General features: G+C 38.6%; 17 protein-coding genes. 7 read left to right on the plus strand and 10 right to left on the minus strand.

Annotated elements, in window-relative coordinates:
* Positions 1–270 precede the first annotated feature (270 nt).
* On the plus strand, positions 271–1083 hold the full coding sequence (locus ACI48O_RS17330) for a basic amino acid ABC transporter substrate-binding protein (RefSeq protein WP_435563110.1): 813 nt from the start codon (positions 271–273) through the stop codon (positions 1081–1083).
* A 48-nt stretch (positions 1084–1131) separates the two neighbouring features.
* Here the strand turns inward: ACI48O_RS17330 and ACI48O_RS17335 are convergent, their stop codons facing one another.
* Positions 1132–2094, minus strand: coding sequence for a LacI family DNA-binding transcriptional regulator (locus ACI48O_RS17335; protein ID WP_435563111.1), 963 nt, complete (start codon positions 2092–2094; stop codon positions 1132–1134).
* A gap of 534 nt (positions 2095–2628) precedes the next feature.
* Positions 2629–4008, minus strand: a complete 1380-nt coding sequence (gene brnQ / locus ACI48O_RS17340; protein WP_435563112.1) for a branched-chain amino acid transport system II carrier protein — start codon at positions 4006–4008, stop codon at positions 2629–2631.
* Between the two features lie 414 nt (positions 4009–4422).
* Here brnQ and ACI48O_RS17345 point away from each other — a divergent pair, with 414 nt between their 5' ends.
* Positions 4423–4899 (plus strand): DinB family protein, encoded by a 477-nt coding sequence (locus ACI48O_RS17345; RefSeq protein ID WP_435563113.1) that lies wholly within the window; start codon positions 4423–4425, stop codon positions 4897–4899.
* 116 nt (positions 4900–5015) lie between these two features.
* On the opposite strand, the gene ACI48O_RS17350 is transcribed toward ACI48O_RS17345, so the two are convergent.
* Both ACI48O_RS17350 and ACI48O_RS17355 read right to left on the minus strand, forming a co-directional pair.
* Entirely contained in the window at positions 5016–5348 is a 333-nt protein-coding gene (locus ACI48O_RS17350; protein WP_435563114.1) for a zinc ribbon domain-containing protein YjdM, read from the minus strand.
* Between the two features lie 88 nt (positions 5349–5436).
* Positions 5437–6321 (minus strand): DUF4352 domain-containing protein, encoded by an 885-nt coding sequence (locus ACI48O_RS17355; protein WP_435563115.1) that lies wholly within the window; start codon positions 6319–6321, stop codon positions 5437–5439.
* Between the two features lie 239 nt (positions 6322–6560).
* Here ACI48O_RS17355 and ACI48O_RS17360 point away from each other — a divergent pair, with 239 nt between their 5' ends.
* Entirely contained in the window at positions 6561–7622 is a 1062-nt protein-coding gene (locus tag ACI48O_RS17360) for a sulfite oxidase (protein WP_435563116.1), read from the plus strand.
* 61 nt (positions 7623–7683) lie between these two features.
* Here ACI48O_RS17360 and ACI48O_RS17365 read toward each other — a convergent pair whose 3' ends face one another.
* The 3 genes from ACI48O_RS17365 to ACI48O_RS17375 all read right to left on the minus strand — a co-directional run bounded on the left by ACI48O_RS17365 (position 7684) and on the right by ACI48O_RS17375 (position 9243).
* A complete protein-coding gene (locus ACI48O_RS17365; RefSeq protein WP_435563117.1) occupies positions 7684–7851 on the minus strand; it encodes a hypothetical protein in 168 nt (55 codons plus the stop codon).
* 12 nt (positions 7852–7863) lie between these two features.
* The gene (locus ACI48O_RS17370; protein ID WP_435563118.1) at positions 7864–8232 is read right to left on the minus strand and encodes a carboxymuconolactone decarboxylase family protein; all 369 of its coding nucleotides are present in this window, start codon (positions 8230–8232) and stop codon (positions 7864–7866) included.
* Positions 8233–8460: 228 nt separating this feature from the next.
* A complete protein-coding gene (locus tag ACI48O_RS17375) occupies positions 8461–9243 on the minus strand; it encodes a S1C family serine protease (protein ID WP_435563119.1) in 783 nt (260 codons plus the stop codon).
* A 256-nt stretch (positions 9244–9499) separates the two neighbouring features.
* Between ACI48O_RS17375 and licT the strand changes: the two genes are divergently transcribed.
* The 4 genes from licT to ACI48O_RS17395 all read left to right on the plus strand — a co-directional run bounded on the left by licT (position 9500) and on the right by ACI48O_RS17395 (position 14576).
* Complete coding sequence (gene licT / locus ACI48O_RS17380; RefSeq protein WP_435563194.1) at positions 9500–10333, plus strand: BglG family transcription antiterminator LicT; 834 nt, start codon at positions 9500–9502, stop codon at positions 10331–10333.
* Between the two features lie 344 nt (positions 10334–10677).
* Complete coding sequence (locus ACI48O_RS17385; protein WP_435563120.1) at positions 10678–12543, plus strand: beta-glucoside-specific PTS transporter subunit IIABC; 1866 nt, start codon at positions 10678–10680, stop codon at positions 12541–12543.
* A gap of 98 nt (positions 12544–12641) precedes the next feature.
* Positions 12642–14084, plus strand: coding sequence for a glycoside hydrolase family 1 protein (locus tag ACI48O_RS17390; protein WP_435563121.1), 1443 nt, complete (start codon positions 12642–12644; stop codon positions 14082–14084).
* Between the two features lie 282 nt (positions 14085–14366).
* The gene (locus ACI48O_RS17395) at positions 14367–14576 is read left to right on the plus strand and encodes a WYL domain-containing protein (RefSeq protein ID WP_435563122.1); all 210 of its coding nucleotides are present in this window, start codon (positions 14367–14369) and stop codon (positions 14574–14576) included.
* Positions 14577–14622: 46 nt separating this feature from the next.
* Here ACI48O_RS17395 and ACI48O_RS17400 read toward each other — a convergent pair whose 3' ends face one another.
* From ACI48O_RS17400 to ACI48O_RS17410, 3 genes are all read right to left on the minus strand, one after another.
* Positions 14623–16518 (minus strand): TRAP transporter permease, encoded by a 1896-nt coding sequence (locus tag ACI48O_RS17400; RefSeq protein WP_435563195.1) that lies wholly within the window; start codon positions 16516–16518, stop codon positions 14623–14625.
* Between the two features lie 37 nt (positions 16519–16555).
* Positions 16556–17074, minus strand: coding sequence for a DUF1850 domain-containing protein (locus ACI48O_RS17405; RefSeq protein ID WP_435563123.1), 519 nt, complete (start codon positions 17072–17074; stop codon positions 16556–16558).
* Between the two features lie 77 nt (positions 17075–17151).
* Positions 17152–18153, minus strand: coding sequence for a TAXI family TRAP transporter solute-binding subunit (locus ACI48O_RS17410; protein WP_435563124.1), 1002 nt, complete (start codon positions 18151–18153; stop codon positions 17152–17154).
* Positions 18154–18287 lie beyond the last annotated feature (134 nt).

The following is an 18287-nucleotide window of genomic DNA, read 5'->3' on the forward strand; positions in this document are numbered from 1 at the left end:
TCGGAGCTAAAGCTCCTGTGGGGTCTCACCTGTCCCGCTGCTCCCGCAGGAGTCAAGCGCCTTCCTCTCCAATCAACAATGTGTAAAAAATCAACACTGAGCTTTAAGACAGCCCTTTTTAAAAATGATGGTCTTGATTACAAAAAAGTTTTTTTATGCACCGTATTGCATATTTAAGCAATTGCGATTACAATAAGTTATGTTGAAAAAATAATTATTGAATAAATAATCAACAAGAGAGAAAACATATTATTTAGGAGGCATTTTAAAATGAAACAAAAATTTAAGCTAATGTTAGTGTTATTATTTTCATTATCTTTCATCTTAACTGCATGTGGAACAAGCGAAGATAAGGCAGGAGACACAAAGGAATCAAAGAAAACACTTCGTGTTGTGACAGCTGCAGAATATGCTCCATTTGAATATATGGACAAAGGTGAAATCGTAGGTTTTGATGTTGATTTAATGAACGCTGTTGCTAAAGAAGCTGGTTACGAAGTGAAAATCGAAAATGTTGGCTGGGATCCGATTTTTGTTGAGATTGAAGGAAAGCGTGCAGATTTAGCAGCATCTGCTATTACGATTAACGATAAGCGTAAAGCTAGCTATGACTTTACTTCTCCTTACTTCTTATCAACAAATATGATTCTTGTAAAAGAAGGCAGCACTGTAAAAACGGCTGCTGATTTAGAAGGCAAGAAAATTGCCGTTCAAAACGGAACAACTGGACAAGCTGCAGTTGAAAAATTATTTGGAGAAAACAACGAGAATCTTAAGAAGTTCGAAAACATTCCTTTAGCCATTATGGAATTGAAAAACGGCGGTGTTGATGCAGTAGTAGCAGATAACACAGTGGTTGAAGAGTATGTGAAAAACAATCCTAAAGATAAGCTTGTCGTGATTGAAGATGACAAAGCGTTTGAACCAGAATTCTACGGTTTATTGTTACCAAAAGGCAGCGAGCTAAAAGCTGATATGGATAAAGCGTTAAATACAGTTCTTGAAAATGGAACATACACTAAGATCTATAAAGAATGGTTTGGTGTAGAACCAAACATTGAAAAATTAACTGAACAACAATAATAAAGTAAACTAACCCAGGATTGGCTTCAATCCTGGGTTTCTTCTTTTTTACACAGTGTCTCGCTCAATCAATTTCACAAATATCTTCTCATGCGTAATATTTGTATGGTCCATTGCTTGGTAAAACAGTTTCTTTCCAATTTTTATTAGTGGGATTTCAAGTGTTGTGATGTTCATAATTTTAGCAATGGGTTGATTGTCAAATCCCATTAACGCAAGTTCCTCTGGGATCGAAATGTTTTGCACTTTACAGCAGGTTAAAATACCTGCTGCAACCATATCGCTCGTTACTAAAAGTGCAGATGGCGGGTTATTCATTTTTTTGATCCGCTCTACCACTTCTTCCCCATCTTCAAAATTATAACAATCGTAGAAAATGTAATTTGGATCAAATAGTTCATTTATCTCCATTAAAAAGTCTTTGTAGGCCAATTCTCTTTGTTTACTATTGGCTCCTGATTTTCTTCCGATGGTATACCCAATCCTGCGATGTCCCTTTTGATGAAGATATTCTAGGGCTTTGTAGAAACCGTTGTAATGGTTTATGTAAGTTGATGATATCTTTCTACCTTCCGTATCCTCACATAAAATAATCGGTCCAAACCTCTGGTACTCCTCTATTCTCTCCCATTCACATATTCTCGAACAGATGATTAAAGAATCAATTTGCTTATGTTTCAACATATTTAAGGCGTCAATTTCACGCTGTTCCTCGTAATTGGTTTGAATGAGAACCAATTTGTATTTGTTTTTCACCGCTTCATTTGCGATCCCTTCCACAAGCAAGCCGAAATAAGGGTGATTCGTGAATGGAACAACCACTCCAATCAAAAAGGTTTCTCCCTTGCTTAAATGTACGGCATTAATATTTCGCTGGTAATTTGATTCCTCGATGGCTCGCAAAACAGCCTTCTTTTTTTCCTCATTAACATATGGATGATGATTTAATACACGCGATACTGTTGTTACGGATACTCCTGCCATCTTTGCAATGTCTTTTATATTCGCCATTTTGAACTCACCTTTTTGAAAAATCTTCTTGCTCTGAAATGCGTTTCATAAAATAAGCTTATTTTGAAAAATAAAGGAGGAATGTTTTATGGTCACGCTCGTTGGTATCCTTTGCTTAATTTTTATTTGTAGTTCCATATTAATTTTAACACCCCTTGCTACCTCTTCTTATCAAAAAAGAAGCTATATGGAAGGCACAAAAGACAACTATTCCTATCTATTCGATGTATATGATGAAACCTTTTTTCTTTTTGAGAAAAGCTGTTTAAAAGAACAATGTTGATTTTTGAACACTCTGTTGATTGGAGAGAAAGGTGGGAGACTCCTGCGGGAGAAGGTGTCACGGGAGACCCCACAGGCACTATGGCGCCGAGGAGGCTCCCGGACTCCCCCGCGGAAAGCGAGCACCTGGAACGGAAATCAACAGACTAATTTAACACAGCCTTGAGAAAAAATAAATCTACTTTGTTCTTATTATAATACAGTGTTCCAGTCACTAAAAAAACCTCTCCAATTGGAGAGGTTTTTAATGGATTATGCAGCAGTTTCTGTTTTGTTTTTCAAACGCAATCCAGAAGCTTTTAATACGCGAGCGATAGCTCCAGTGACTACAATGGTAACTAAAACCGGAAGCAACCAGCCAAGTCCTTCGTTGTATAATGGCAAGTTCTTTTCATAAAATGAAACAATTGGCACCATCCATCCAAAGTATTCGATTCCGATTAAAGCGCAGAATGTTTTAAAACCATCAATGATACTGATCATAAATGTTACTACTGTAGCTGCAACGTATACAATCCGAGAATGGTTAAATAATTTAGATAAAAACGTTAGAAGCATCAATGATACTGCTAATGGATATAAGAACATTAATACAGGAATAGAGTAATTAATAATGTTCGACAAACCAAAGTTTGCAATGATTAATGAAACTAAAGAGAAGAACAGAACCCACTTCTTATAGCTAATTTTAGGGAATAAAGTATTAAAATATTCTCCACATGCTGTCATCAAACCGATACTCGTTGTAAGACAAGCTAGAAGAATAATGACAGAAAGCATAACCGTTCCTGCTGTTCCAAAATAATGCGCTGCTGTTTTGCCAAGTACAGGGCCACCAGTTGCAAGTAGGCCAAACATTTCTGTGCTAGTTGCTCCTAAATAAGCAACTCCTACATAAATGATTCCAAGGAATACTGTTGCAACAACTCCCGATTTTGCTGAAGCCATAAGGACTCCACGAGTAGAAGTAACACCCATCGAACGAATCGCATTAATAACGATGATACCGAACACGAGTGATGCGAGTGCATCCATCGTGTTATAACCTTCCATGAAGCCTTTCATGAACGCGCCACTTGCATAAGCTTCTTGAGGTGCTTCAATAGAACCCATTGGTTTAACAACGACCATAATCAATAATACAAAAAGAAGAATTAGAATTCCTGGTGAAAGGAATTTCCCAACATTATCAACGATTTTTGCTGGATTTAAAGAAAACCAAAGGGTAACTCCGAAAAATATAAGTGTAAATACAATTAATCCTACTTGTCCAAAGCTTTCACCAACAAACGGAGCGATTCCGATATCGTATGAAACAGCGCCGGTTCTTGGTGCTGCAAAGAATGGCCCGATTGTTAAATATAATAATGAAGTAAAAACAGCACCATACATCGGATGAATCCGGCCTGCAAGCTCCTGCAGGTTTTTACTTCCCGAGATGCCCATTGCTAAAATTCCTAAGAATGGCAGCCCAATACCCGTAATTAAAAATCCTACTACTGCCTGCCAAACGTTTGAACCTGCATTTTGTCCAAGAGATGCTGGAAAGATTAAATTGCCTGCACCAAAGAATAATGCAAACAACATTACTCCTACAACGAAATACTTCGAAAATGGTAACTTATTTTCCATATTTTTTGTTCCTCCTATGATGTCAATACATAATTTTAGAAAAAAATAATTTTTCAGATAAATTTAATATATCACAATAGTAATCTTACTTTTCTTCCGGGCGAAACGCAACAATTTTTTTGATGTTTTTTTTTGACAATTTTAAAAAGACAAAAAGTAACAGTTGATAAATTAAAATTTTTTTATTTTCGCTAGATACAATTTCGGTATCTAAAAACCGAAATTTATAATTATTTTGATATAATTTTATTTTCAGTTTTTAATAGCTACAATGAAGCATAAATGAATCCTCCTCATTTGCTGATTAAGACGTACCTTTGACTGAAGTCGGCTTTTTTTCTCTTCTTTTTTACAATCCTCAAGAATACACTTGGATATTGGAAATATCTATTCTGTTGGATTGGGAGGAAAATAATGAATACAACCAAAAAATCAATCGTAGATAGCTGGCTTCGTCATCGGCTCGTTACAAATGAAATCATCGAAATGATTTCAGACGATGATCTTCTCTTTAAGCCCTGGGACAAAGCTTTGAGTTTAAAGGATCTAGTGCTTCACATAGGGAATGCCGGAGATTACTTTGTCAGGGCCGTGATAGAAGGATCTGCAGTAAGACCATCCGGACAACAACCAGAGGTTCAAACCGCTTTACAGTTACAACAATTTTTAGCTGAAGTAACGTCAAATACCAGGAATAATCTTGAAAGCTTAACAGCTAAACAATTGGAAAACCCTGTTGATTTAACCCAGCTATTAGGAACCAAGCTTCCAGGTAGGCATGTGTTGCAAATAATGAGAGAACATGAAATTCACCATAAAGGGCAACTATTTACCTACGCTCGTATGATTGGCTTAAAAAACCTCCCTAAATTTATAAAAAAACAATTATAGAGTAAGTGATTTAAGAATTATTGAGATACTCCAATCAAGCCAACTATCTATTATAAAAGTAAAAAGCAGGAGCTCCATTTTCAAGCTTCCTGCTTTTACATTGTATGGAACCAGCTTTAGATCTTTTTAACAAATTCTGATTTTAATTTCATCGCGCCGAAACCTTCAATTTTACAATCGATATCATGGTCGCCTTCGACTAAACGGATATTTTTAACTTTTGTACCTATTTTAATAACGGATGAGCTCCCTTTTACTTTTAAGTCCTTAATGACTGAAACGGTATCGCCATCGTTTAATACATTTCCATTAGCATCTTTAATAATCTTTGTATCTTCAGATACAGATTCTAAAGACCACTCGTGTGCACATTCGGGGCAGACAAAAAGGCTTCCATCCTCGTATGTATATTCTGAATTACATTTTGGGCAATTTGGTAAATGAGACATTAATATTTTTCCTCCATTTGTTAAATTTTCAATTTTTTTGTGTTTCACCGGACATGTCGCACACCCTAGAAAAGGAGACTTCTTTTCCTTACTTCACATCAATAACCCATGCTGCTTTTGCTCCAGTGATATTATTTTTATAATAGATTTTATAAGGGCCTTTTCCTGATACACCATAAGTCTGTTGACCTTTCAGTAGTTTTCCAGGTTGAATTTTCCCATTAAAATAAGCAACTGGATAGGTATCCATTTTATCACCTTTATAGTCATAGACCTCAAAGTCTGAATCAGTAATAAACGCTTCAGCTTGACCATCATTTTGGAACTCAAGATCTAATAACAATACTTTGACCGGTTGGTTTTCTTCAAACTCAACCCGTTGATCAGTGTACTGAGCATTCGTAAAAGTAATAATGTTTCCTTCAACATCTACTTTATCCCCAAGCTTGAATGTCCCTAAAATTTTAGGACGGCCAGTGTCTTCATCAAAATCAATTGGGCCATTATTTTCTGCAATCACTGTACCTGCTAAGTCTTGTGAGCGGATAACGGGATCCTTTTGATCATCAAACAATTCAGTATGAGCATAAAATTGCCGAATAAACGTATCCATCACGGCAGCTTGGATTAAGTTCTCAAATGACGCTCCATCAGAATTATTAACTGTCAAAACAACCGTTTTATTATCAACAAGTTCAGCATCACTATAAAGCGATTTTCCGTTTTCATTTTCATCGGTTATTCGGAGCAGTATTTCCTTGAAATCTTGTTTGGAGAAGTATAGCTTATCCCAATCAAAATGATTTTGATTTTTCCAATCAAAATTTCCCAGTTCGTCTAAAGATGTAAATTCCCTTTTCTCTTGGCCAATTTCTTCAACTTTTTGATTCGTAGATTCTACGTCCACAAAACATGATACCAAAAGTATCGGAATAAGCAAACCAATTGAGACAATTATAAATCTTTTTAGCAACAACTTTTCTCCCCTTTGCGTGGTATTCCTGCAAATTATGTACTTTTCTTATATTAGACTATTGGAAATGGAATTCCAACCGTTTTTATTTGTGATTCTGCTAAATTTTTCTAGTAGTTTACTATCCTTTTACTGGGTACGCACCCAATTCTGGATCCATGTATCATTTCGTATTCAGGAAACTTAGCGTTCTACCACATTTCTATAGGAATATTATAAGTATGAAGTGAGGTGATCACATGGAAAGGGAACGGATTGTCCCATTTTTAACAACAAGAAGCTTAGAGCCAGAAAATCAGGAATCCCCTATCCACTTTCTTAATTATTGGCAAACACCAACGAAATATTTTTATCTACGAAACCATTTTCCCTACCCTTTTCTCACCCAAAATCATTTATGGTTGCAAATTTCCGGTCAAGTAAGACAGCCTCGTTACTTACATTATTATGAAATCATTTCTATGCCTACTAAATCTATTGTAACTCCACTTGAGTGCGCAGGTAATAAGCGGAACTATTTTGTCCCAAAAGTGTATGGCGAACAGTGGGAAGATGGAGCGATCAGCCAAGGAAAATGGACGGGGATTCCTTTGATTGAGCTTCTTAAAAATGTCGGGGTTTCTGAATCGGCTAAAGAAATTGTTTTTCACGGAGCGGACAGCGGGAAGAAACCCGGAGTCGAAGGAAATATCCATTTTGCAAGAAGCCTTCCAATCGAAAAAGCCCTCCATCCCGACACGTTGATTGCCTTTCAATATAATGATCAACCGCTTAGCTTAAAGCATGGTTTTCCGTTTAGATTAATCGTTCCGAATTGGTACGGAATGGCTTCAGTAAAATGGCTCAGCAGACTTGAAGTAATCGACCGTCCTTTTGAAGGCCACTTTCAAACAGAAGATTATGTATATTATCCTCAAAGAGACAAGGACAAAGACCGTTTTCCGGTTACAACTATGAATATAAATTCAACCATTCTTCAGCCTCTACATTTAACAATCTTGCCAAAGGGGAGTCATGAAATTAACGGGATTGCTTGGACAGGAGAAGGAGTGATTTCCGAGGTAGAAATAAGCTTTGATAAAGGAGATACTTGGCGAAAAACCACCCTTCACAAAAACCAGTATCAAACCTATGCTTGGGTCAATTGGTCCTACAACTGGGACGTTGGAGTAAAAGGTGAGTACACAATTTACTCAAGGGCAAAGGATACCGCCGGACGAATTCAACCGTTAACAGCTTTTTGGAATCAAAAGGGCTATGGCTATAACGCCGTATCGATAATCAAAATCAAAGTCGAGTAAATAATTATGGGCATCATCCATTTTCGGACGATGCCCTCACATTTCTGATTGGTTAGTATTTTTATAATCCTCCACAAGAAGGATTATCATCATTGGTAGATTGTGTTGATCGGTCTTCTTCGATTGAATTTGACACCGATTCTAATCCATAGCCAGTCGAACTAATTTCTAAACTTTCTTTTTCTTCTTTTCTTTTAGCTAACGAATAAGTTCTTTTATTAGTATCCATTCCGGCCACCTATCATTGTGTCATTTGATTAAGATCAGAAATGCAATCTTGAACTAGTGTTACCGCTTGACTCATCGCTGCGCCGCCGCCAACCGCAGCGGTTACCCCTAAGGCTTCAAGTATTTCTTCTTCGCTTGCGCCTTGGTCAAGGCAGCCTTTCGTATGATAAATAATACAATACTCATCCTGTGAATATACACTAATGCCTAACGCAATTAACTGCTTTTCCTTTTGGGATAGGACGCCTTCTTTAAAACATGCCTCAGTAAACTCATTGAAATGTCGGGCGATTTCCGGCATTTTTTGCGTAAAAGTGCCTAGCCCATGTTTATATTCATGCAGTGCGGCTTCCGTTTCATTTCGAGGAATATAATCTTCCATCTCCTTACCACTCCATTCATTCAATATCACTGATAGTATGGATTAAAATGGAACAAGTATTCCAAGATTCAGAGCTGTTTTAGTGAAATGTCTTTTGGCAGATTGTGTTGAATTTCGAGTTTGGCTGATAAATACAGCAATTCGGCGGATAAATCGATTTTCAGGCGGATAAACGGCCATTTTCCGCGGATAAACCATGACCCTGTTGCAAATCAACCTACTAAAAAACTACGGCAACCTTCGCAAAACTTCCTCGATCGGAATCGCCAGCCCCTCCAGCTTTTCCCCCTTATTGACTCTCGGAATAGTCGAAGCAAACACCACTCCTACCACTTTTCCCTCTTCGTTAATCACAGGACTGCCGCTATTACCTCGATAGACTGGAGCCGTGATTCCGAGAACTGGAACTTCAATATCATTTACACCCCTTAGGCCAATTAATTCGCCCTTATTGGCAATTTGGTAAAAAGCCAACGGATTACCGATAACAAAGACCGCATTCCCCTCTGCCAAACTAGCTTTATTGTCCAATGTTAGAACAGGTAAATCTTCCCCTTTAATATCTAAAAATGCTACATCTATTTCTGGAAACCCCTGTTCCACGGTCGCTTTATAAACTTGTCCATCCGAAAAATGAACGACGATCGGTTTCATGTTTTCGATTACGTGATAATTGGTGATGATATATCCGTCTGCTGCTATATTAAAGCCTGTTCCTTTTATGTTATTTCCTTCAACAGCCACCACTGCTTTTTTGAATTGTTGGATATCCTCACGCTGGGATAACTGAAATGATGTTTTCAAAAATTCAAGGGCTGGCAAATTAAAAAAAGTGGTAAAGATCGAAAAGCTGCTGATCAAAAAAACAACTGCGATAATTGCGGCGCTAGAACGGATTATTCTTTTTCGGCGCTTTTTTCTCCGCTCTCTCCCCGGGTCATCCTCCTCGATCAGAAAGTCTTCAACAGTTGGCTCTTCATATTGAATGGTTTCCTCCCTTTGTTCGTCCATAACAACCCCCTTCCCTTCCTTTTAAAAAGTACAACAGAATATTGGTTTATTATTATCTTATCGGTTAACAATTTCAAACAGTATAATCCCATTCCAAAGTGATTGCCAACTATGCAGAACCATGATAATATTTATCTAATTATATTTTACCGCAATAGGATTGTTACTGTTCAATCAGGCAAAACCTAAGACTAATAGGCTCATCATTAGTTTTAGGTTTTTTTTATTCCAAAATTTACTACAATAGGTGATTATGATGAAAATCGCTAAAGTAATTAACAACAATGTTATTAGTGTTATCGATGCTCAAAATAAAGAATCCGTAATTATGGGCAGAGGGATTGCTTTTCAGAAACGCCCTGGTGATGTTGTAGACGAGAGTAAAATCGAAAAGGTGTTTAAGCTCGACAACAAGGATGTTTCGGAAAAATTTAAAACATTACTTTACGAAATCCCTTTAGAATACATGGAGGTTTCTGAAGAGATTATTAACCGTGCCAAAGAAAGAATCGGCAAAAAGCTTAATGACAGCATTTATGTTTCGTTGACCGACCATATAAATTTTGCGATTGAACGAAATCAAAAGGGCTTATTAATTAATAATGCTTTGCTTTGGGAAATTAAAAGGTTTTATAAGGATGAATTTTGTATCGGCTTAGAAGCGTTAAAAATGATTGACAGCAAGTTGGGCATTTCTCTTCCTGAGGATGAAGCGGGCTTTATTGCCATGCATATCGTCAATGCTGAGTTAAATGAAGAAATGCCAAACGTGGTGAATATAACGAAACTAATTCAAGATGTTCTAACAATCGTAAAGTATCATTTCAAAATTGAGCTTGATGAGGAATCATTAAATTATTTCCGCTTTCTCACCCATTTAAAGTTTTTTGCCCAGCGCCTTTTTAGTGAAACTCATTTCGAGAGTCGCGATGATTTTTTATATGAATTGGTTAAGGATAAGCACAAGGATGCATTTCACTGCACGGAAAAGATTAAAAGTTTTATTGAAAAAACTTATAGGCATACGATTACGAAGGAAGAAATGGCCTATCTTACGATCCATATCGAGAGGGTTGTAAATCGGAATTAATTTTTTCTAAAGAAAGCGTTGACAAGAAATGAAAGCGCATGCTATTCTAATATCACAAATTAATATTGATTTGTTAGGATTGTTACTGATCATGCAGGCAAAACCTAAATTGCAATGTCACCTTTGACTTGCAATTTAGGTTTTTTTTTATTCCCTGAATGATGGAGAACTCGTAAGCGTTGGCCATGCTTACGAATATCTTCATCCGCTTTGTTAAAACTAAATCATAATCAAACAGGATTGTTACTGGTTAAGCAGGCAAAACCTGAGAAGCTCGAGTTGGGTAAATATGCCCTCTCCTGCTCCTCAGGTTATTTTTTTTCAAAAATAAGGAGGGTACTGTAATGGATTATACAAAAACAGCTAAAAGTATTGTTGAGCTTGTTGGCGGCGAAGAAAACGTACAGCACATGATTCACTGTATGACAAGATTACGATTTAACCTACATGACATAAAAAAAGTGGACCGCAAAAAAATGGAGAAGGTTCCTGGAGTAATGGGCACAAATATTAGCGGTGGACAGTTTCAAATTATTATCGGGAACGATGTACCAAAAGTATATACCGCCATTTTAGAAAACAGTTCCATTAAGGCAGATAGCAAATCAAAGAAATCTGGCAATAGTAAAAATGTGATTGCCTCTATCTTTGATGTGATTTCCGGTGTATTTACACCGATTCTTCCTGCGATTGCCGGTGCCGGTATGATCAAAGGATTGCTCGCCATCGCACTGACGCTTGGCTGGCTAACAAATGAGAGTCAAGTTTATACCATCTTGAATGCAATTGGCGACGGAGCGTTTTACTTCCTGCCTATATTATTAGCAGTTAGTGCAGCGCGTAAATTTGGAAGCAGTATTTATGTAGCAGCAGCAATCGGGGCCGCCCTCTTACACCCAACCTTAACCGCATTATTAAGCTCAGGTGAAAAGGTTGCTTTTCTCGGTTTACCTGTAACCGCTGTCACCTATTCTTCTACGGTAATTCCGATTTTACTGGCAATTTGGATTGCATCTTATGTTGAGAAATGGGTCGACCGGATTATTCCGAGCATGTTTAAACTGATTGTTGTTCCAACGTTAACGATTCTAATTGTGGTACCTGTGACGCTAATTGCGGTTGGACCTCTAGGTAATTATCTTGGAAACTTGCTTTCTTTTGGAGTTGGCGCATTATTTGAACATGGCTGGATCTTTGCTGGATTAATCTTAGGTGGTACATGGTCATTAATTATTATGACGGGTATGCACTATGCTTTTCTTCCAATTGCGATGAACAATCTCGCTACAAAGGGGTACGACTTGATTTTACCTTCAATGTTCATGGCCAATATGGGGCAAGCTGGGGCAACATTTGCAGTATCTTTACGTTCAAAAAATAAATCTTTTAAATCACTTGCGATGACGACAAGTTTAACTGCTGTGATGGGGATTACCGAACCGGCTATGTATGGCGTTAACATGCGATTGAAGAAGCCATTTATCGGAGCGTTAATCGGTGGTGCTGTCGGAGGAGCTTATTACAGTGCTTTAGGCGTAAAATACTATATCCTTGGCGGTAATGCCGGTTTACCAGGGATTGCATCATTTATCGGTGAAGGATTTGTATTAGCAGTATTAGGTTTCCCAATTGCTTTCGCAGCTGGTGCTATTGCAACGTATTTAATGGGCTTTGAGGATGTTGAAAGTGATGAGGAAGAAACGACAGATGGTGATCAAAGTAAAGCTGATGGTTCATCACCAGATGTAATCGTCGCCGCTGAAAAATTATTTAGCCCATTAAAAGGTGAAGTAAAACCATTAAGTGAAGTGAAGGACTCTACGTTTTCAAGCGGGATTATGGGAAAGGGTTTTGCCATCCAGCCAACTGAAGGAAAAGTTGTATCTCCCGTCACTGGTCGAGTTACGACTATTTTTAAAACAAAACACGCAATTGGCATTACGAGTGATAACGGTGCAGAAATTCTTATTCATATTGGTTTAGATACTGTTAAATTGAATGGAAAGCATTTTACTGCACATGTTAAAGATGGTGACTTTGTGGATGTTGGTGATACTCTGGTAACCTTTGACTTGGAAGCAATTAAAGCTGAGGGCTACGACTTAACGACACCAATTATTATTACAAACCCTGATCGTTATCAATCGATTCAACCTGTCAAGGAAGGACATGTTGAAACACGAGATGCATTCATGGCTTTATTAGTATAAGTAAAAATAAGGGGGATTTCCCTCCCCCTTTTCTAATTTTTATATATTCATTCTAAAGATAAGAGGTTTACTTAATATTTTTACTAGGAGGAAACAAAATGAATACAGTTGGCAATAAATTTCCAGAAGGATTTTTATGGGGAGGGGCAACAGCTGCTAACCAAATGGAAGGTGGATTTCACGAAGGCAATAAAGGGTTAAATATTGCCGACGTTCTTCCTGGAGGAAAAGAGCGTTTATCGATTTTACAGGAACCTGGTTTTAACTTTGAAATTGATAAAAGCAAATATTCTTATCCAAATCATGAAGGTATCGACTTCTACCATCGCTACAAAGAAGATATTGCCTTATTTGCAGAGATGGGCTTCAAAGCATTCCGTATGTCGATTGCCTGGACACGAATTTTTCCAAATGGCGATGAGTTAGAACCAAACGAAGCGGGGCTTGCCTTCTACGATCGTGTTTTTGATGAATTACACAAGTATGGAATTGAACCGGTTGTAACCATTTCTCACTATGAAATGCCGGTTAACCTTGTTAAGGAATACGGCGGCTGGAGAAATCGTCAAGTGGTCACCTTCTTCGAGCGCTATGTAAATGCAATCTTCAACAGTTATAAAAACAAAGTAAAATATTGGATGACTTTTAATGAAATTAATAGCGGCTTAGTGATGCCGATTATGGGTCTTGGCTTCTCGATCCATAAAGAAGAAGACCGTTACCAACCTACTTTCCAGGCATTCCATCACCAATTTGTTGCTAGCAGTATTGCGGTAAAAGCATGTCACGAAATCATTCCTGATTCAAAGATTGGCTGTATGGTTATCTTCGCACCGGTTTACGCTTTTGATAGCAATCCGGAAAATGTCATGTTTGCCCTTCAAGAGGAGCGCCTCTTCAACAACTTCTGTGCCGATGTTCAAGTTCGTGGTGAGTACCCTGCTTTCATTAAGCGCTATTTCAAGGAGCATGGCATTGAATTAGAAACTCAAGACGGTGATCTTGAGTTGTTGAAGGAAAATCCTGTTGACTATATCGGCTTCAGCTATTACATGTCTCGTACAGAGAAAAAAGTTAAGACAGAATTAGAAGCATCACAAGGCAACATCATCGGCGGAGTGAAAAATCCATTCCTGAAGGCAAGTGATTGGGGCTGGGAAATCGACCCTGAAGGATTGCGCATCTCCTTAAACAAGCTTCACGATCGTTATCAGGTTCCCCTCTTTGTAGTGGAAAATGGTTTAGGGGCTTATGATAATGTCGAGGAAGATGGCTCCATTAATGATGACTATCGAATTGATTACTTGCGTGAGCACATTAAAGCGATGGGTGAAGCGATTGAAGACGGCGTTGAGTTGATGGGTTATACAAGCTGGGGCTGCATTGACTTAGTCAGTGCATCAACCGGTGAATTTTCCAAGCGCTATGGCTTCATTTATGTTGACAAGCACGATGATGGCAGCGGAACACTTGAGCGTAAACGGAAGAAATCTTTCTATTGGTATCAAAATGTGATTGGTACAAATGGAGAACAATTATAAAGATTAAAGTTCGTCGGTATCCGTTGTGGGTACCGGCGTTTTTTCGTTTGGAGAAATACGGAAATATTCCTTTATTTCCTAGGCAAGCGCAGAAAATGACACCCTGATGCAAAAATAGCAGGCAATCGACTTTTGCTGATGTCGAAAGACAAAAAACAACATCGTTATTGGAAAACACAATAAATGGACTCATACCATATAAGTTTCTCAATATTTTCAGGTATACAGAACATTTGTTCTGAATACAATAAAAGTATACTAAAATGTTGAAGGGTGATAAAAATGGAAAGACTCCTTTCACGCTCGATGATTGAAAAAATGCCTTTAGAGATTATCTATATAGCAAACAATCAGCAATTTTCAAATCGAAAAATCTTAGTGAACTCCATCGACAAGACATACGTCTATGCTTTTTGTTATCTCAGAGACCAAATTCGGCGCTTTAAAATTGAAAATATACTATCGGCTATACCTGCAAAACGGCTGCGCTAGAAAAACAAATGGATAGCCCAAATTCGGCTATCCCCATCATTAATAACTAACCAGCTGATTTTTCTAGCCTTATGAATCGTTGTAAAGCGAGTAGAACAATGAAGGAGCTGACTCCGATGATATCCGTAATCATTTCCGGATAAATCAGACATAAACCTCCGACAATCCCTAGAATCCTTTCCGATAAATATAGCTTCCGAAACCAAAACCCAATAATCCCGGCACCAATAATCATCATTCCACCAAGTGCAGTACAAACAACCCAAACTAAATATACAATTGTCGTCTCAATCATTAATAGCTCAGGTGACAACACAAACATGTATGGAATAATAAACGCTGCAATCGCCAACTTTGCGGAGTCGATTCCTGTTTTGATTGGTTCTCCACCAGATACTCCTGCTGCAGCAAAAGCAGCCAAGGCGACCGGAGGGGTTATATCAGCAATAATCCCAAAATAAAAGACAAAAAGATGTGCCGACAAATCTGGAACACCCAATAATATGATCGCGGGTGCGGCAATTGTTGAGGTAATTACGTAATTCGCCGTTGTCGGTGACCCCATTCCGAGTATCAGCGAGGCGATCATCGTGAAGAATAAAGTTGGGATTAACGCTCCACCTGCAAGATCTAATAATCCATTCGCCAGCTTAAGTCCTAGCCCTGTTTTCGTTACAACTCCAACAATGATTCCCGCACAGGCTGTGGCTGCGGCCACGCTTAAAGCGGTACGTGCACCATCAACTAATGCTTCGATAAAACCTTTAACACCGATTCTTGTTTCTTTCCGGATGGCACTAACTACTACTGTTACAACGATCGACCAAATCGCCGAGCGCATTACGCTCATTCCTGACATTAACAGAAGCACAACAATGACAATTGGGATTAATAGATATAGCTTTCTTAGTACTACTTTTTTGTCAGGCAGTTCTTCTTTCGTTAATCCGCGCAGACCAATTCGTTTTGCCTCTAAGTGGGTCATAATCCAGATTCCGGTAAAATATAAAACGGCTGGAATGGCAGCGGCTTTTGCGATATCCCAATAGGAAATGCCATTTCCAATAAATTCAACCATAAGAAAAGCAGCAGCTCCCATGATTGGCGGCATGAGCTGTCCTCCGGTAGAAGCTGCAGCCTCGACTGCACCGGCAAATTCTTTCCGATAACCTAATTTTTTCATCATCGGAATCGTAAATGCTCCCGATGTTACAACATTAGCAACCGAGCTTCCACTGATCGTTCCCTGTAGGGCACTTGAGAAAACGGCTACCTTAGCCGGGCCCCCGATTCTTCGTCCCGCTACAATAAGGGCCAAATCATTGAAATACTCTCCTACTCCTGTTTTTATTAAAAATGAGCCGAACAAAAGGAAAAGGAAAATGAACGTTGACGATACTCCAAGTGGAGTCCCAAGAATTCCTTCTGTCGTAAAGAACATCGTCTGAACAAGACGTTCTAACGATAGCCCGCGATGAGCAATAAAACCTGGCATGTAAGGACCATACAGGGCATAGATCAAAAATAAACCGGCTATAACGGTGATTGGCAGTCCAACTGTCCGTCTTGTTGCTTCTAATACGAGGATTAATGCGGCTAGTCCAATATAAAAATCAACAGTTGTCAGCTGCCCCGCCTGCATTACCAATTGATCAATATTTAATGGCCAATACGCCCCTACCACAACAGAAATAATCGAAAGGATGAGGTCAAATAAGGTCACTTTATGCTTTGATAACTGTCGTTTTCGCGCAGGAAAAAGAAGAAAAATTAACGCAAGGGCAAAGCCTAAGTGGATTGAGCGTTGCAGCTGGGCTGTTAATATCCCAAAGATTGAGGTATATAACTGAAAGCAAGAAAATGCCAGCAATCCCAAAAAGACCGCCCAGCCTAAATAACCGCTTAATTTCCTAGAAGCAGCTTCTGGATCGTATTTTTCCATCAGCGCCTGTTGCTGCTCTCTCGTTAGCTTCTCCAATTCAAGATTCAAGGATGTTCACTCCCCTCAACAGCTGAATTAAATTTAGTTTCTTTATTTTCATGCGGACCCATGTTCCAGGTTGAATAAATTTGGATAAAGGATAATACTTTTTTTGATAGATTACCGTATGATTGGCCTTGACTTGACCAACACGTAAATCGATCTCCGAAAAGCTTTTTTTCATATTTTGTATAAAATATTTCCCGTTTTTCACCTCAAAGGTCTCGCCAGGTCCTGCATTTGCTGGCATTCCAATCGCAAAATCCTCATACTCCAGTTCATAAAGTTCCATTTTACCATCGTGTTTTACCCGAAATTTTTCTATCACATTACTTAAATGAATGGAATGGGTGTACTTGATTTGGAAGGTTGAGTCTGTATTAAACGGAATGAAGGCGATCGATTTGTTTGTATTTTGATATTCAAACACAAGAGCTTGCTTATAAGGAATGAACAATGCTGCAGTAGTTAGAACAACTAATAATATGAGCAGGGTAATCCGTTTTCTTATTGTCATACTCCCCTCCTTTAAAAAATGGAAAAGATAGACCGATCAACTGGTCTATCTTTTATCAAATTGTTTTCAAAAATAGCTTATTCGGCCTTAATCCCTTTTTCATCAAAGTATTTTTGTGCTCCCGGGTGAACCTGAATTCCAACACCGTTTAATGCCTTTTCCGCCATAATCAGCTTGCCTTTGGCATGTGTCACTTGATTTGTATTTTCAAAAATAGCTTTCGTAATGTCGTAAACAACCGCTTCGGAGAGATCGGAGCGAACAACGAGCATTGCCTGAACAGCTACAGTTTTTACTTTCTCCTCTAATCCGTAGACACCTGAGGCCACTTCATCGGTTGTATAATATGGATATTTCTTAATTAACGCCTCGATTTTATCCTGTTCGATCGGAATAATCACCACATCTTCAGTTGCAGCCAGGCTTTCCACTGCACCTGTTGGAGTCCCGGCAGTAACGAACGCGGCATCAATCGTGCCGTCCTGCAGTCCGGCTGTCGATTCGTCAAAGGAAAGATCTTGCTTTTGAATATCGGCAAATGTCATGCCGTGGACCTCAAGAATTTGCTCTGCATTGGCGACAGTACCTGACCCTGGAGCTCCAACTGACACCTTTTTATTTTTTAGATCGGCTACCGATTTGATCCCCGATTTTTTCGTCGTTACGATTTGAATCGTCTCAGGATAAAGGGTTCCAATCGCCTGTACATTCGTGATCTTGCTCGATTCAAACATAAGTTTACCTTCAATGGCGTAGGCAGCAATATCTGTTTGTGAAAATGCTAGCTCTGCTTCCTCATTATCAAGCAGTTTCATATTTTCTGCTGAAGCACCTGAAACCTCCGCGTTCGTTTGAATACCTGTTTCGTCTGAAATAATTTTTGCAAACGAGCCGCCCAATGGATAATAGGTTCCTCCCGTCCCACCGGTTACAATACTAATAAACTTAGGCTTATCCTCTTTAGTATTGCTAGCTTTATCACCGCTATCCTTTCCCTTGTCCGTCCCACATGCCGCAAGAATCATCATGGTGAGAAGCACTACAACTGCTGCGATCGATTTTTTTCTACAAACCTTCAACAAAATTCCTCCTTTATATATGTAGATATGCTTTATACCCTTAAGATCTTTGTTAAAAAGATACTTGTACTAAGATTTTTATAGCTTTATAGAGGAATATATGATTAATTTAGGGAATTTGTTTTGTCAGTCTG

The sequence above is a fragment of the Neobacillus terrisolis genome, assembly GCF_051233475.1.
In the GTDB taxonomy this organism is placed as follows: Bacteria; Bacillota; Bacilli; order Bacillales; family Cytobacillaceae; genus Bacillus_BU.

What these genes read in the sequence shown, in the direction of transcription:
- ACI48O_RS17370 (WP_435563118.1), bottom strand. Translation starts at nt 8,232, where the DNA reads ATGGAAGATTATATTCCTCGAAATGAAACGGAAGCCGCACTGCATGAA.
- ACI48O_RS17360 (WP_435563116.1), top strand. Translation starts at nt 6,561, where the DNA reads ATGGAAAGGGAACGGATTGTCCCATTTTTAACAACAAGAAGCTTAGAG.
- licT (WP_435563194.1), top strand. Translation starts at nt 9,500, where the DNA reads ATGAAAATCGCTAAAGTAATTAACAACAATGTTATTAGTGTTATCGAT.
- ACI48O_RS17350 (WP_435563114.1), bottom strand. Translation starts at nt 5,348, where the DNA reads ATGTCTCATTTACCAAATTGCCCAAAATGTAATTCAGAATATACATAC.
- ACI48O_RS17385 (WP_435563120.1), top strand. Translation starts at nt 10,678, where the DNA reads ATGGATTATACAAAAACAGCTAAAAGTATTGTTGAGCTTGTTGGCGGC.
- ACI48O_RS17405 (WP_435563123.1), bottom strand. Translation starts at nt 17,074, where the DNA reads ATGACAATAAGAAAACGGATTACCCTGCTCATATTATTAGTTGTTCTA.
- ACI48O_RS17330 (WP_435563110.1), top strand. Translation starts at nt 271, where the DNA reads ATGAAACAAAAATTTAAGCTAATGTTAGTGTTATTATTTTCATTATCT.
- brnQ (WP_435563112.1), bottom strand. Translation starts at nt 4,008, where the DNA reads ATGGAAAATAAGTTACCATTTTCGAAGTATTTCGTTGTAGGAGTAATG.
- ACI48O_RS17365 (WP_435563117.1), bottom strand. Translation starts at nt 7,851, where the DNA reads ATGGATACTAATAAAAGAACTTATTCGTTAGCTAAAAGAAAAGAAGAA.
- ACI48O_RS17390 (WP_435563121.1), top strand. Translation starts at nt 12,642, where the DNA reads ATGAATACAGTTGGCAATAAATTTCCAGAAGGATTTTTATGGGGAGGG.
- ACI48O_RS17375 (WP_435563119.1), bottom strand. Translation starts at nt 9,243, where the DNA reads ATGGACGAACAAAGGGAGGAAACCATTCAATATGAAGAGCCAACTGTT.
- ACI48O_RS17345 (WP_435563113.1), top strand. Translation starts at nt 4,423, where the DNA reads ATGAATACAACCAAAAAATCAATCGTAGATAGCTGGCTTCGTCATCGG.
- ACI48O_RS17335 (WP_435563111.1), bottom strand. Translation starts at nt 2,094, where the DNA reads ATGGCGAATATAAAAGACATTGCAAAGATGGCAGGAGTATCCGTAACA.
- ACI48O_RS17395 (WP_435563122.1), top strand. Translation starts at nt 14,367, where the DNA reads ATGGAAAGACTCCTTTCACGCTCGATGATTGAAAAAATGCCTTTAGAG.
- ACI48O_RS17400 (WP_435563195.1), bottom strand. Translation starts at nt 16,518, where the DNA reads ATGGAAAAATACGATCCAGAAGCTGCTTCTAGGAAATTAAGCGGTTAT.